The organism is Frigoribacterium sp. VKM Ac-2836, assembly GCF_013248995.1.
In the GTDB taxonomy this organism is placed as follows: domain Bacteria; phylum Actinomycetota; class Actinomycetes; order Actinomycetales; family Microbacteriaceae; genus Frigoribacterium.
The window spans coordinates 541,621-556,382 of sequence record NZ_JABRPK010000002.1 but is presented as its reverse complement, the minus strand read 5'-3'; the positions used below and the strand labels follow the sequence as shown (position 1 = coordinate 556,382).

The 14,762-nt window shown below is 71.9% G+C and carries 9 protein-coding genes; 4 read left to right on the top strand and 5 right to left on the bottom strand.

Features of this window, described 5'->3' with window-relative positions:
• Positions 1 to 14: 14 nt before the first annotated feature.
• The 4 genes from tsaD to HRF36_RS08980 all read right to left on the bottom strand — a co-directional run bounded on the left by tsaD (position 15) and on the right by HRF36_RS08980 (position 4,929).
• The gene (tsaD, locus tag HRF36_RS08995; protein ID WP_371740094.1) at positions 15 to 1,112 is read right to left on the bottom strand and encodes a tRNA (adenosine(37)-N6)-threonylcarbamoyltransferase complex transferase subunit TsaD; all 1,098 of its coding nucleotides are present in this window, start codon (positions 1,110 to 1,112) and stop codon (positions 15 to 17) included.
• Positions 1,109 to 1,648, bottom strand: a complete 540-nt coding sequence (gene rimI / locus HRF36_RS08990; protein WP_173209025.1) for a ribosomal protein S18-alanine N-acetyltransferase — start codon at positions 1,646 to 1,648, stop codon at positions 1,109 to 1,111. Before rimI ends, tsaD begins: the two co-directional genes overlap by 4 nt.
• Positions 1,645 to 2,319, bottom strand: a complete 675-nt coding sequence (tsaB, locus tag HRF36_RS08985) for a tRNA (adenosine(37)-N6)-threonylcarbamoyltransferase complex dimerization subunit type 1 TsaB (RefSeq protein WP_173209023.1) — start codon at positions 2,317 to 2,319, stop codon at positions 1,645 to 1,647. Before tsaB ends, rimI begins: the two co-directional genes overlap by 4 nt.
• Positions 2,320 to 2,430: 111 nt before the next feature.
• On the bottom strand, positions 2,431 to 4,929 hold the full coding sequence (locus HRF36_RS08980; protein WP_173209021.1) for a nitrous oxide reductase family maturation protein NosD: 2,499 nt from the start codon (positions 4,927 to 4,929) through the stop codon (positions 2,431 to 2,433).
• A 295-nt stretch (positions 4,930 to 5,224) separates the two neighbouring features.
• On the opposite strand from HRF36_RS08980, the gene HRF36_RS08975 reads away from it, so the two are divergent.
• On the top strand, positions 5,225 to 6,538 hold the full coding sequence (locus HRF36_RS08975; RefSeq protein WP_173209019.1) for a hypothetical protein: 1,314 nt from the start codon (positions 5,225 to 5,227) through the stop codon (positions 6,536 to 6,538).
• On the opposite strand, the gene HRF36_RS08970 is transcribed toward HRF36_RS08975, so the two are convergent.
• A complete protein-coding gene (locus HRF36_RS08970; RefSeq protein ID WP_173209017.1) occupies positions 6,486 to 8,045 on the bottom strand; it encodes a glycosyltransferase family 39 protein in 1,560 nt (519 codons plus the stop codon). The two genes, HRF36_RS08975 and HRF36_RS08970, sit on opposite strands and share 53 nt — an antisense overlap.
• Before the next feature lie 164 nt (positions 8,046 to 8,209).
• On the opposite strand from HRF36_RS08970, the gene HRF36_RS08965 reads away from it, so the two are divergent.
• The 3 genes from HRF36_RS08965 to HRF36_RS08955 all read left to right on the top strand — a co-directional run bounded on the left by HRF36_RS08965 (position 8,210) and on the right by HRF36_RS08955 (position 14,760).
• Entirely contained in the window at positions 8,210 to 8,869 is a 660-nt protein-coding gene (locus tag HRF36_RS08965; protein WP_173209015.1) for a DUF4352 domain-containing protein, read from the top strand.
• 114 nt (positions 8,870 to 8,983) lie between these two features.
• Entirely contained in the window at positions 8,984 to 13,699 is a 4,716-nt protein-coding gene (locus HRF36_RS08960) for a PKD domain-containing protein (protein WP_173209014.1), read from the top strand.
• Positions 13,696 to 14,760: a glycosyltransferase gene (locus HRF36_RS08955; RefSeq protein WP_173209012.1), complete on the top strand. Its 1,065-nt coding sequence runs from the start codon at positions 13,696 to 13,698 to the stop codon at positions 14,758 to 14,760. The genes HRF36_RS08960 and HRF36_RS08955 overlap by 4 nt, the downstream gene beginning before the upstream one ends.
• Positions 14,761 to 14,762 lie beyond the last annotated feature (2 nt).

Sequence of the window (14,762 nt, the reverse complement as noted above, 5' to 3'; positions counted from 1 at the left end):
GCCCGGCCGAGGTGTCAGACCGCCTGGACCGTCGTCACGGGCAGCGTGGAGTCGGCCCCGAAGTCGAGGGGAGAGGGCACCCGTCCGCGCGACACCAGCTCGGCGCCCAGCGCCGCGATCATGGCGCCGTTGTCGGTGCAGAGCGACAGGGGTGGCACACGCAGCTCGACCCCGGCCGCCGCGCACCGTTCGGCGGCCAGCTGCCGGACGCGGGCGTTGGCCACGACTCCCCCACCGAGCAACAGACGCGGCACGCCCCGGTCGGCGCAGGCCGCGAGCGCCTTCGTGAGCAGGACGTCGGCGACGGCCTCGCGGAAACTGGCGGCGACGTCGGCGACCGGCACCGCGCCTCCTTCGCTGCGTCGCTGCTCGACCCAGCGGGCGACGGCCGTCTTGAGCCCGGAGAACGAGAAGTCGTACCGGTGCTTCGCCAGGTCTTTGGGCAGGGTGAGCCCGCGCGGGAAGCGGATGGCCTTGGGGTCGCCGCCCTCGGCGACCCGGTCGATCTGCGGCCCACCGGGGTAGGGCAGGCCGAGCAGGCGGGCGACCTTGTCGAAGGCCTCGCCCGCGGCGTCGTCGATGGTCTCGCCGAGCAGCTCGACGTCGTCGACGAGGTCGCGCACGTGCAGCAGCGAGGTGTGCCCACCCGAGACGAGCAGCGCGATGGTCGGCAACTCGAGGTCGCTGCCGTCGTCGCGCAGCACGTCGGCCCCGACGTGACCCACGAGGTGGTTCACGGCGTAGAGGGGCTTGCCGGTGGCGAGCGCGAGGGCCTTGGCCGCGCCGACGCCGACCATGAGCGCGCCGGCGAGTCCCGGCCCGCTCGTCACGGCGATCGCGTCGAGTTCGGCCACCGTCACGCCGGCCTCGGCGAGCGCGGCGGCGAGGGCCGGTTCGAGCGCCTCGAGGTGTGCGCGGGCGGCGACCTCGGGCACGACGCCGCCGTAGCGGGCGTGCTCGTCCATGGACGACGAGATGACGTTGGCGAGCAGGGTGCGGCCGCGCACGATGCCGATGCCGGTCTCGTCGCAGCTGGTCTCGATGCCCAGCACGAGCGGCCCGGCGGCGGACGGCTCGGCGGCGACGGCCGAGGAGGCGCGGGTGGCGGTCACGGGCGGACGTCCTGTTCGTCGAGGGGCGCGTCGCCGAACGGCTCGACGCGGCCGGGGGTGGTCTCGGTGACGGCCGTCGGGATGCTCAGCCGCATGACGACCGCGTCGACACCGTCGGGCATGTAGTACCGCGCACGGACGGCGATCGGCTCGAAACCGAGCGTCTCGTAGAGGTGCTGGGCCCCCGGGTTGTCGGCCCTCACCTCGAGGAACACCTCGCGCACGCCGGCCTGCCGCGCCTCGGTCAGCAACTGGGTCAGCATCGCCCGGCCGAGCCCCTGCCCCCGGTGACCGGCGAGCACGGCGATGGTCTGGATGTCGGCCTCGGGGGCTCCCTTCGGCGCCAGCATGCCGGCGTAACCGACGACGGTGGTGTCGTCGCCTTCGGCCGTGGCCACCAGGTACCGCCCGCCTGGTGCCGTCAGCTCGTGCGTCATGCTCGCCCGCGACCAGGCGTCGTTCGCGAAGGTGGACGTCTCGATCGCCATGATGCCGTCGAGGTCGTCGAGGGTGGCCGTCCGCAACAGCACGCTCATCGCGTGACCGGCTTCGGTCCGGCGGACGGGGTGACGTCGGGTTCGCGCAGGTAGAGCGGCTCGGCGTCGGCGAACGGGCGGCCGTGTTCGAAGAGCCGCTCCGCGAGCATGCCGAGCGCGGCGGCCGAGACCGTCGTCGCGTCGGGGTCGGTGCGCGGCCAGGACGAGGAGGCGCCGATCGCTTCGTCGAGATCGGCCGGCCTCACGAGGGCGGGGCCGGCCACGAGCACGGGCAGGCCGTCGTCGTCGAGCCCCGACCACGAGCTGTACGCCACCTCGCGGCGTCGGGCGTCGGTGACGACGACCAGCGGCGAGTCGACGGCTCCGCCGGAGGCGGCGACGGAGCGCCCGGCCGCTGGCGAGAGCCGCTCGAACGCCACGGCGTCGTGACTGCCCACGGACAGGCACGGCACCCCCGCACCGAAGGCGAAGGCCCGGGCGGCGGCGATGCCGACACGCAGGCCCGTGAAGGGGCCGGGGCCACGGCCGGCGACCACGGCCGAGAGCTCGGACGGCGCGACGCCGGCCTCGCTCAGGGCGTCGTGGATCAGGCGGCCGATCACCTCGGCGTGACGCCGGGTGTCGGCGACCGTGTGCTCGGCGAGGACTCCGCCGTCGCGGTCGACGACGGCCACGGAGGAGCCGGCTGAGGTGTCGATGGCCAGGATCACGGGTCAATCGTAGGCGGTGTGGACGAGGCGACCCGCGCCTCCTCGACCGGCGCGTGGGCACCGGGACGCGGCGAAGCCCGGCACCTCGCGGCGCCGGGCTTCGTCGGTGGATCAGAACGCGCCGATGCGGCGGGCCGTGCCCGGCTGACCGAGCAGTGCCGCGACGTCGGACGGCAGGGCGGCCGCGATGCCGAGCGACGAGGCCAGCAGGCTGCCCATCCCACCCAGGTCGAGCACCCCCGACGTCTCGACGTTGCGCCACGCGGCGTTCTTGGCCGACAGGGCGGCGACCGAGTCGAGGCGGGTCACGGTCTTGTTGTCCCCGGCCCCCCAGCCGACGAGCGTCGCCTGCGCCGTGGTGCGTCGTTGGTTGAAGGCGTTGCCGGTGAGCGAGATGCCCATCGAGTCGGCCGAGCGGTTCGTCTTGCCGTCGAGAACGAAGACCTGGTACGACCCGCCGCTGCCGAAGGCGTTGTTGGCGATGCTGATCTTGCCGGTGACCCAGGTCATCGTCGGATCGGGCAGCGGGCGTCGACGGTCCTGACCGGTGGATGCGGTGGCCTGCCGACGCTCGTCCTGGGTGATCTTGATGCCGAACTGGCTGAAGCCACCGATGGAGTTGTTGTAGACGCGGACGTCGTCGGTGTTGAAGATCTGCAGCCCGGCCTTGCCACCCGTGATGGTGTTGCCCGCGACGACGGCCTTGCTCGAGAGTTCGAGCTGGATGCCCGTCCACTCGTTGCCCTCGGCGGTGTTGTTGACCACCTTGCTGTCGTAGACGGACTCGTCGAGCCACAGACCCGAGCTGTAGTTGCGGCTGATGTCGTTGTTCGACACCGTCACGCCCCGCGAGCGGGTGATCTTGATGCCGCCCGAGACGGGAGCCTCCTTGAAGCGCTGCCAGTTGTTCTGACGGATCACCGAGTCGGTGATCGAGAGGTCGTACGAGGCGTTCGTGCCGATGCCCAGCAGACCGCTGCGCTCGACGGTCAACTTCGACAGGCTGCCGCCGTTGTTCTCGAGGTTGATCCCGATCATCGCGTTGTCCTGGATGACGAGGTTCTCGGCCGTCGCACCGGTGTTGCCGAGGCGGATCGCACCACGCTCCGAGTAGGGCGTCGCGTACCCCCTGACGCCGAAGCCGCGGACGGTCGTGTCGGCCGACTGCACCCAGATGGCCTGCGCCTTGTTGCTGACACGGATCGCATGACCTGCCGGGTCGCTGCCGATGAGCATGCGACCCGAGGCCGGGTCGGCCGCGAAGGTGCCCGGGGCGAGCCGATCGGGCGTGACCTGGGTGAGCTGGACGCCGTCGAGGAACACCTGGTCGGGACGCGCGGCGAGCGGGAAGGACGGCGAGACGAAGCGGGGGTTGTCGGTCACGTTGTCCATGACCGAGGACGGGAACGCGGACCACGGGGTGCTCCACCCCGATCCCGAGCGCGTCCACGACGTCACCGGAACGGATCCGTCGAGCCACACGGCCTCACGCGGGTACGACTGGATCGTCACCTTCTTCTGGAAGGGCACGACGACGCTCTCGTTGTAGGTGCCGGCGCGGAGCACGATGGTCGCGCCCGACTTCGCCTTCGACACCGCCGCCGCGAGGGTGCGGAGGGGAGCCGCCTGCGAGCCCGCTGCGCCGTCGTCACCGCTCGGCGAGACGACGATCGCGCCCGAGGGCACGGGGTAGGAGGCGGAGCCGACGGGAAGCGAACCGCGGGAGCCGGCAGGAACGGTCGCGGGCTCGGTCGTCGGCGCAGGAGCAGGCGCAGGCGCGGGAGCAGGCGCAGGCGCGGGAGCAGGCGCTGGCGCAGGCGCAGGCGCTGGGGCGGGCGCCGAGTCCGACGGGCTGCCGATGACGACGAGATCGTCGAACGACGTGCTCGAGCGGGCGGTGTTGCCGGCGCTCGCGTACTGCCAGAGGCCCACGGAGCCACCCTGCGAGACGCGGTCGGCGGCGGAGTCCGAGACGGCCAGCTGCCAACCCGGCTCGGCGGAACCGTCGACCCAAGCCTTGCCCTTGAGGTTCACGGTGGTCGTGCCCTCGGCGCGGAACGAGATGGCGAGCGAGGAGCCCGCCACGACGGTCGAGGGGAGCGCGACGCGACCGAGCAGCTTCTCGCCGGACTTCTTCACCTTGGTCACCGCGAGAGAGACCTTGCCCGAGCCACCGGACTCGAGGCGACCCCGGTACGCGGAGCCGTCACCCTGGCGACGGAGCTCCCAGCCCTGGTAGAAGCCGGCCTTGGTCTTGGGCAGGTCGATCGTGCCCTCGACCTCCACGTCCTTGACCGAGACGCTCGCGAGCGTCGCCGTCGCGGTCGAACCGGGGGCGAGGTCCGAGATCGTCGAGACGCCCGACCCGACCGTGAAGGAGGCCTTCGACGGACCGGACCAGGTCGACCAGGCCCCGCCCTTGTCGGCGTTCCCCCATCCGGTCGTCGACGCGCGGGTCGACGAGTCGGTGGCGACCGTGCTGGGGGCGGCCGAAGCGCTGGTCACCGGGACGAGGACACCGGCCACGACGGCGGCGAGGGTCGCCAGGGCGCCGACGGCGGTGCGGACACGGTGGGGCGGGGAAAGGCGGTGCTCGGGGGCGCTGGGCATCGTCACTGCTTTCATCAGAGGAAGGTGTGGGCGATCCCGCCACGGGCCGCGGGGCGGAGGCTCGTGCGAGAGGAAGAACGCCGCGCCATGACCCCAGGACGGGGGCTTGCGCGGAATGGATCTGAGGGGACGGATTCTCACCCGGTCAGGACAAGAGGTGATCTTGTTACATTCACGCGTAGTCCGCAAGGGGCCGTCAGTCCCCAACAAGGTGGCTCCCACTCGGGTGTCGGCATTGTGGGGGACACCAGGACGAGGGTCGTCGCGACCGTCACCGTCGCCTAGAGTTCGTCGCATGACGCTGCTCCGAGCTGCCCCGTCGGCGCCGGCGGCCGACCGTCCCCACCGCACCCGCGCCTCCTCGGGCGACCCGCGCGCCTGGGCCCGGGCGCTCGCCGCCGCGGCCCTCGTCGTGCTCGGGATGCGCTTCACCCTGCCCCAGGGCATGCAGGCGGGCTTCGTCGTGGCCGCGCTGCTGCTTCCGGTGTGGTGGGGCTCTCTGCGACGACACCGCGGGGCGGTCGCCTTCATGACGGTGGGCCTCCTGGCGGTCGTCCTGGGCCTCTGGCTGGGCGTGGCCAACTCGGGGGACCACGTCTCGGCGTCGTCCACGGTGCCGATGACGGTCATCCTGGTCGGCACCCTCTTCGGCGTGGGCCTCTTCCTCTGGGGAACCGAGGTCCTGACACCCGACCGGGCCGTCCTGTGGTTCGGCATCGGCCTGGCACTGGGGTTCTCCTCGGCGACGCCCCTCTTCGCGAGCAACCCGTGGAAATTCGGGTTCGCCCTGCCGGTCACGGTCATCGCGTTGGCCCTCGCCGCGCGGTACGGACGCCGGTGGGAGCTCGCCGTCCTGATGGTTCTGACGCTGGTCGCGGCGCTCAGCGACTTCCGCTCGGCCTTCGGGCTGCTGCTGCTCGCGGCGTTGCTCGTCTTCGCCCAGTTGGCGATCGTGCGCCCGCATCGGCGGCCGTCCTTCGCGGCCGTCCTGCTCGGGCTCGGGGTGCTGGGGGTCGTGGTCTTCCAGCTCGGCCAGGCCCTGATCCTCGACGGCTACCTCGGCCTGGCGACCCAGGCGCGCAGCGTCGAACAGCTCAGGGTCTCGGGCTCGCTGATCCTGGGCGGGCGGCCGGAGCTCGCCGCCACGGTCGCCCTCATGGAGCACCACCCGTGGGGATTCGGAGCCGGAGTCGTCCCGACCGCAGACGACATCCGAATCGCGAAAGAGGGGATGAGCAGCATCGGGTACCAGCCCGACAACGGCTACGTCGAACGGTTCATGTTCGGCGGACACTTCGAGTTGCACTCGGTCGTCGGCGACCTCTGGGCACAGTCCGGCATCGCCGGACTCGCCCTCGCCGCGATCGTCCTCGGGGTGCTGGCGGTCGGCGTCATCCGCCGCATCGCGGACGGCACGGCCAGCGGCATCCTGCTCTACGCCGCGGCACAGAGCAGCTGGAACCTTTTCTTCGCGCCCTTCTACAGCGCCTTCCCGACGCTGGTGATCGCCCTGGCCCTGGCGTTCTCTCCCGTCGCCCGCGAGGGGCTCGACACGTTCAGGGTCGGCGCCACTCCTCGACTGCGGTCATCTCGCCGGACCACCGGCTGACGGCCTCGAAGCCGGCCGCTTCGAGGACGGCGTCGTCGTCGACGGCCGTGGGTTCGTCGGCCGGCTCGACGACCCAGAGGCGCTCGACCTCGTCGAGCCGCGTGCGGGGCGAGTCGAGCGGCCAGGCCGTGCCGCGGAGGCTGTCCTGGTCGACGGGCCGGCTCCGCAGCGTCACGTCGACGAGACCGTCGAAAGCGTCGGGATAGACGAGGTCGACGTTGGCCGTCGTCCGTTCGACGACCCGCGGAGGATCGGCGTCGAGAGGAGCGAAGTAGACCCCGTCCCCGGGACGGGCACCCCGCTCCACCACAGCCGCTGCCTCCGACCAATCGGTGCCGCTCTTGCCCGTGACCTGGCGCTGGGACAGCCAGACCGGTGCGCACAGGGCGACGATCAGGACCAGGGCGACGACGCGAGCGCTGCGACGCCGCAGGGCGGTCACCCCGACCCCGACCAGGGCCGCGCACGCCGGCGCCGCGAAGGTGAAGTACCGGGGGTTGTACAGGGGGCTCACCAGCAGGCTGTACGCCACGACGACGGCGGTGGGGACGACGAGCACGGCGATCAGCACCCAGAGCGGCCCGGTCCGTCGGCCACGGACCCCTGCGACGACCGCGACGACCATCGCGAGCCACCCCACGAGCGCCAGCGCGAGGGACGCCAGCGCCCACGGCTCGGTGGGCGACGCCGTCGAATCGACACGCGTCGGCGTCCCCCCGAGGAACCACTGGTTCACGACGACGCCGCGAGCGATCTGCACGAGCCCCAGGGAGTTGTCCCCGAGCTGACCCTGCTGGCCCGCGGCCAGCAGCACGACCGGTGACGCGGCGAGACCGCCCGCCGCCGCGGAGACCAGCCAGGCCAGCCGACGCCTCAGGCCCACGCGGCGCCAGGCGACGACGGTGACGGCGTGGGCCACGGCCAGCAGGGCGACGTAGATGTTGAGAGCGGTGCCCACCCCGACGAGGACGGCGTACCCGACCCACCGCGCCGCGCCTCCTCGGTTCAGGGCGACGACGAGCAGGACGGTCGCCCAGACGGCCACGGCCGCGCTGGGGCCGAACGAGCGAGCCTCGATCCCCATCCAGGTGATGCGCGGCAACACGACGGCGACGACCGCGCCCGCGACGGCCGCGTCCGGGCGCCCGAGCACGACGAGCAGACGATGTACGCCGACGACGGCCGCCCCGGCCGCGAGAGCGCTCGGGAAGCGCAGCGCCGTGGGCGAGGTACCCGCGACGGCCGTCCAGACGTGCATCAGCAGGTAGTACGCCGCGTGCACGGCGTCGATGCGCTGCACGAGGGCCCAGAGCTCGGGCAGGCTGCGGGTCGCGGCCGACACGGTCGCGGCCTCGTCGGTCCACAGCGAGACGGTCGACGAACCGACGAGCGCCACGGCCGTGCCGGCGAGACCGAGCGCGAGCGCGACACCGACCGAGGAGGCGCGGAGGCGTCTCGAGGCCGCCGCGGTCCCGGCGGGGTGCGTCGTCGGGGTGGTGCTGGTCATGGCCGTCCTCACACGTGGCCGACCGCGGGCCGTCGCCTCGGACGAGGGAGAGGGCGACCGGACCGACGGGTCGGGTGCGGGTGGCCCGGAGTGCTGGCATGCTAGCAGCGGCCCTGGACCCCGCCGGCGTCCGGCGGGACGGGCCACCCGACCGAGGAGCCACCATGTCGTCAGAGGACCAGACGCCCGTCGACCCCACCGCTGCCCGGTCGCGGAAACGCCTGGTGATGATCGTCGGGGCCGTCGCGGTCGTGCTCGCGCTGATCGTCGCCTTCGTGATCGTGCCCGCCGTCTCGGGCGGGGGCGCCGATGGTCCCGGAGCCGGCGGGACGGGGCCGGACTCGAGCTCACCCACGGCCGATGCCTCCTCGGACGACGCCACCGCGGCCCCGACCGACACAGCGCCTCCTGCAGCCGGGCCGGACACACCCGAGGCACCACCCGTCGGCCTCGACGAGTCGCCCACCGTCGTGGACGGGGTGACGGTCCGGGTGAAAAGCCTCGATGCGGTCGACGGCGAGGCCACGCTGCCCGGTGAGGTGACCGGGCCCGCCGTTCGCGCCGAACTCGAGATCGACAACTCGTCCGCGGCCCCGATCGACCTCTCGACCGTCGTCGTCAACCTGGCTTACGGCGCCGACCGCACACCCGCGAACACCTTCTCGACCGGGACTTCTTCTTTCCCGGCGAGCGTGGCCGCCGGGGCGACGGCCGACGGCGTCTACGTGTTCGCCGTGCCCGCCGACGGGCAGGCCGAGCTCCGATTGACGGTCGACTACGCCGTGGACGTCCCCGTCGTCGTCTTCGAGGGATCGACCTCTTAATACCCCTGTACCCACAACGGGGGCCATTGTCCCCCCTTGGGGGGACCTTATAGTCGTCAAGCCATCGGTACCCGAATGCCGGTGACGCCTACCCGACCCGAATGAGGCTCCCCCATGGGAAGAACCGTCTCGTCGCGCCTTCGCCTACCCGCGATCGTCGCTGCGTCCGCCGTGCTGTTGTCCGTCCTGGTCGGAGTCCAGCCCGCTGCGGCCGACTCCGCCCCCGTCGACCCGACGTCGCCCTCGACCCCGGCGACCGTCACGGCCGACGCCTTGCCGGCGCCTCAGATCGACGGCTCGGTCTTCACGCAGGTCATCGTGGGCAACACCGTCTACGCCGCCGGCAAGTTCAGCAAAGCCCGTCCGGCCGGCGCCGCGGCGGGTGTCAACGAAGTGCCCCGCAGCTACCTCCTCGCGTACGACATCACGACCGGCGTGCTGTCGACCACGTTCGCGCCCGTGATCGACGGCCAGGTGAAGGCCCTTGCGGCCTCGCCCGACGGCAAGCGCCTCTACATCGGCGGCGCCTTCACCAAGGTGAACGGCGTGAACAAATACCGCCTGGCGGCTCTCGACCCGACCACCGGTGCCCTCGTCACGAGCTGGAACCCCGGCACCAACGCCACGGTCAACGCCATCGCCGCCGTCGGGCCGAACGTCTACATCGCCGGCGTGTTCTCGAGCATCGGCAAGGACACCCGCAGCAAGGCCGCTGCGGTCACCGCGTCGAACGGTACGAACCTGCCGTGGGCCCCGCAGGTCGCCGGTGGTGACGTCCTCGGCCTCGTGGCCAGCCCCGACGGGTCGAAGATCGTGCTCGGCGGGTCGTTCAGCTCGGTCAACGGTTCGTCGCAGCCCGGCTACGGTCTCGCGATGCTCGACTCGACCTCGGCGGCGAACCTTCCCCTGCAGGCCAACGACGTGGTCCGCAACGGCGGCGGTCAGGCCGCGATCTACAGCCTCAGCGCCACCGCCAACGGCTTCTACGGCTCGGGCTACACCTTCGGTGGCGGCGGTCGTCTCGAGGGCGCCTTCAAGTCCACCTGGAACGGCGACCTCGCCTGGGTCGAGGACTGCCACGGCGACACCTACTCGGTCGCGGCCAACAGCACCGCCGTCTACGTCGCCGGTCACCCGCACTACTGCGGCAACATCGGCGGCCAGCCGCAGACCAACCCCTGGACCTTCCAGCGGGCGATGGCCTTCAGCGACTCGGCGACCCAGACGATCACCAACGACCCCCTGGGGTACTACAACTTCGCCGGCACCCCTGCCCCGAGCATCTTGAACTGGTTCCCCGACTTCGCCACCGGCACCTACACCGGCCTGAGCCAGGGCCCGTGGAGCGTCGCCGCGAACGACACGTACGTCGTCTACGGCGGGGAGTTCCCGTCCGTCAACGGAAAACCGCAGAACGGCCTCGTGCGCTTCGCCGTCTCGAGCCTCGCACCGAACAAGACGGGCCCCGAGGCGTCCGGTGCGCTCTTCACCCCGAGCCTCGTCTCGCTGTCGTCCGGCACGGTGCGCGTCAGCTGGCAGTCCAACTGGGACAAGGACAACGCGAATCTGAGCTACGCCGTGTACCGCGACGGAGACCTGACGAACCCCGTGTACACGACCACGTCGGCCTCGACCTTCTGGAAGCGACCGGCCCTGGGCTTCGTCGACAAGGACCTCGCACCCGGCAGCACCCACAGCTACCGTGTCCGCGCCACGGATCCGCTCGGCAACACGGCCCTGGGTGACGGCGTCGACGTCACGGTGACCGCCGACAAGGTCTCGCCCTACGCGAAGCAGGTCGCTGCCGACGGCGCCACGTCGCTGTGGCGCCTGGGTGAGAAGAGCGGCTCGACGGTCTACGACTGGGTCGGCTACGACGACCAGAAGGCCCAGGCCGGCGTGACGCGTGGAGCGACCGGCCAGGCGGCGACCGACTCGGACGGCTCGAGCACGTTCTCGGGAACCGACACCGGGCTCTCGTCGACCGCCTCGGCGATTCCCGGCCCGCAGACCTTCTCGGTCGAGGCCTGGTTCCGCACGACCTCGACCACCGGAGGCAAGATCGTCGGCTTCGGCAGCTCGAACACGGGCGCGTCGAACTCCTACGACCGCCACCTCTACATGGACCCGCGGGGACGCGTGTCGTTCGGTGTCTACCCGAACGCCAGCCGCATCATCACGAGCCCGACGGCCCTGAACGACGGACAGTGGCACCAGGTCGTGGGCACGCTGAGCTCGGCCGGCCAGTCGTTCTACGTCGACGGCAAGAAGGTCGCGACGGACGCCGGGACGACGGGAGCACAGGACTACACGGGTTACTGGCGCATCGGCGGCGACAACAACTGGGACGGCGCCCCGTACTTCCAGGGTGACATCGACGACGTGTCGGTGTACCCGGCGGCCCTGAGCGCCAAGCAGGTCGACGGCCAGTGGGTCGCCTCGGGACGCACGAGCAAACTGCCCAAGGCACCCGCCGACGCCTATGGCGCTCGAGTGTTCCAGGACGACCCCGAGGCGTACTTCCGCCTCGACGGGGACGCGTCCACCGTCTCGGCCGACTCGTCGCCCGTCGGCACCAACGGCGTCGTCACCGGTGGCGTGGCCACCGGCGGCACGTCCGCCGTGGGCGGTAGCGGCCAGTCGGCGACGTTCAACGGGCAGGACGCCGGCGTGGCGACCACCACCTCGTACGACAGCCCGAACGACTACACGCTCGAGACCTGGTTCAACACGACCACGACCTCGGGCGGCAAGCTGATCGGCTTCGGCAACCAGCAGACCGGCTACAGCGGCAACTACGACCGCCACGTCTACATGGAGCAGGACGGCCGTCTGCAGTTCGGCAACTGGACCGGACAGATGAACCTCGCGAGCAGCACGGCGAGCTACAACGACGGTCGCTGGCACCACGTGGTGGCCACGCAGGGCGCCGACGGCATGAAGCTGTACGTCGACGGCACGCAGGTCGGGTCGAACGCGAGCACCCGCTCCGACGGATACCGGGGGTTCTGGCGCCTCGGCGGTGACAGCTCGTGGAACTCCGGTTCGGGCTACTGGGCCGGCAGCCTCGACGAGGCGGCCGTCTACGCCCGGCCGCTCGACGCCACCACGATCGCCCAGCACTACGCGCTCGGCGCGAACAAGCCGAACGCCGCCCCGACCGCTGCCTTCACCTCGACGGTGTCCGGACTCGGCGCCGCCTTCGACGGCAGCACCTCGGCCGACCGTGACGGATCGGTCGCTTCGTACGCCTGGGACTTCGGCGACGGCAGCGCCACGGCCTCGGGGATCAAGCCCACGCACGCCTATGCCGCAGGCGGCACGTACACCGTGACCCTGACCGTGACCGACGACCGGGGTGCCGTCGGCACCACGACCGCGACCGTCACGGTGACGCCTCCCCGCGTGAACGCGGCACCCACCGCCTCGTTCGCCTCGACCGTCGACCACCTGGTCGTCGCCGTCGATGGGAGGGCCTCGACCGACCCCGACGGCAGCATCGCGTCGTACCGGTGGGACTTCGGTGACGGCACGGCCGCAACCACCGGCGCGACCAGCGGCCACACGTACGCCGCCGCCGGCACCTACACCGTGACCCTCACGGTGACCGACGGCGAGGGCGCCACCGGCACCTCCACCGGGACGGTCACCGTCGCCCCGGCCCCGCCGGCGAACGTCGCCCCGACGGCCTCCTTCACGAGCGCCACGACGGGTCTGGCGGTGTCGACCGACGCGTCGGCCTCGACCGACCCCGACGGCACCCTGGCCGGCTACGCCTGGACCTTCGGCGACGGAGGCACGGCCACCGGCGCGACGGCATCGCACACGTACGCCGCGGCCGGCACGTTCACCGTGACCCTCACGGTGACCGACGACAAGGGCGCCACCGGTACCTCCACCGGAACCGTGACGGTGGCCCCGATCCCGAACGCGGCCCCCACGGCGTCGTTCACGACCGCCACCGACAAGCTCACGGTCACCACCGACGGTCGTGCCTCGACCGACACCGACGGGACCGTCGCCGCGTGGGCTTGGGACTTCGGTGACGGAGCCACCGCGACCGGCAGCACGGCGAAGCACGACTTCGCGGCCGCCGGCACGTACACGGTGACCCTCACGGTGACCGACGACAAGGGCGCCACCGGGACCCGCACCTCCACGGTGACGGTCACCGCACCTCCTGTGGTGACGACCGTCGCGCAGGACGGCTTCGGCCGGACGACGACGGGTGGCTGGGGCGCCGCCGAGGTAGGTGGCAGCTGGACCCGCACGGGGAGCGCGTCGCAGTACGCGGTCACCGGTGGTGTCGGCACGCAGTTCCTGGGAGCAGCGGGGTGGAACTCGTCGATGGCCCTCACCGGCGTCAGCACGACCGATGCCGACCTGCGGACCAGCGTCAGCCTCGACAAGGCAGCCACCGGCGGCGGTACCTTCGTGTACGTCACCGGCCGCAAGGTGGCGACGAACTCGGAGTACCGCGCGACCCTGCGCTACCGCTCCGACGGGCGTGCGGTCGTCGCCCTGACGGCGTTCAAGGGCTCGACCACCGGGGTCAACCTGGTCGGCGAGACCCTCGTGCCCGGCACGATCACCCCCGGCGCCAAGCTCAACGTGCGTCTCGAGGTCAGCGGTTCGGGCACGACGACGATCCGCGCGAAGGTCTGGGCGGACGGCACGACCGAGCCGACGGCCTGGACCGTGTCGACCACCGACACGTACGCGGGGCTGCAGGCTCCCGGCTGGGTCGCCCTCGGCGCCTACGCGTCGGGCAGCGCCACCAACGCGCCGCAGACGGTCTCGTTCGACGACCTGAGCGTCTTCAAGCCGTGACGGGCGACGTCCCGGAGCCCTCGAGCAGGCTCGTCGTCCAGCAGTCGTTCCCCCGACCGCGGCCGACGACGAACCCCTACCTCGTGATGCTCCGGGACGCCGTCGGGGCGGTCCCCGGGGTCGAGGTGCGCACCTTCGACTGGAAGGGTGCGCTGCTCGGCCGCTACGACGTGTTCCACGTGCACTGGCCCGAGATCCTCGTCTCGGGGCAGAGCCCGCTGAAGGCGCTCGTGCGGCAGGCCTTGACCGTGGCCCTGGTGACGAAGCTGCGACTGACGCGCACCCCGATCGTCCGCACCGAGCACAACCTCGAATTGCCGAGCGGCATCTCGCGCCGCGAGCGCGCCCTGCTGCGCTGGATCGAGCGACGCACCACGCTCTGGGTGCGGCTGAACGACGAGACGCCCGAGCACCCCGACGCCCTCGGGGCGCTCATCCCCCACGGCCACTACGTCGACTGGTTCTCGCGCTGGCCCTGGCCGTCGCGCGAGGCGGGACGGGTGTCGTACTTCGGCTTCATCCGGCGCTACAAGGGCGTCGACGCCCTCGTCCGGGCCTTTCGGGGCGTGCGGGGCGAGGACCGGCGACTGCACGCGGCCGGCAAACCGTCGACGCCGGAGCTCGCGCGCGGCCTCGAGGAACTCGCGGCGGACGACCCGCGGGTCAGCCTCGATCTCAGGTTCCTGGACGACGAGAGCCTCATCGACACCGTGAGACGGGCCGAGCTGGTCGTGCTGCCGTATCGCGAGATGCACAACTCGGGCGGGGTGCTGACCGCCCTGTCGCTCGGGCGACCGGTGCTCGTGCCGGCCAACGAGGTCAACGCCCGCCTGGCCGACGAGGTCGGTGCCGACTGGGTGCGTCAGTACTCGGACGACCTCGGACCCGACGACGTCGAGCGCGCCCTCGACGCGGCCTCGCGACTGGACGACGACGCCCGACCCGACCTGTCGGCCCGCGACTGGGACCGCGCCGGCGAGGCTCACGTGGCGGCGTACCGGCGGGCGATCGCTGCCACCCGCGGTCGCCGCGGCGTCGCGGGGCATCGGGCGCGCCCGTGAGC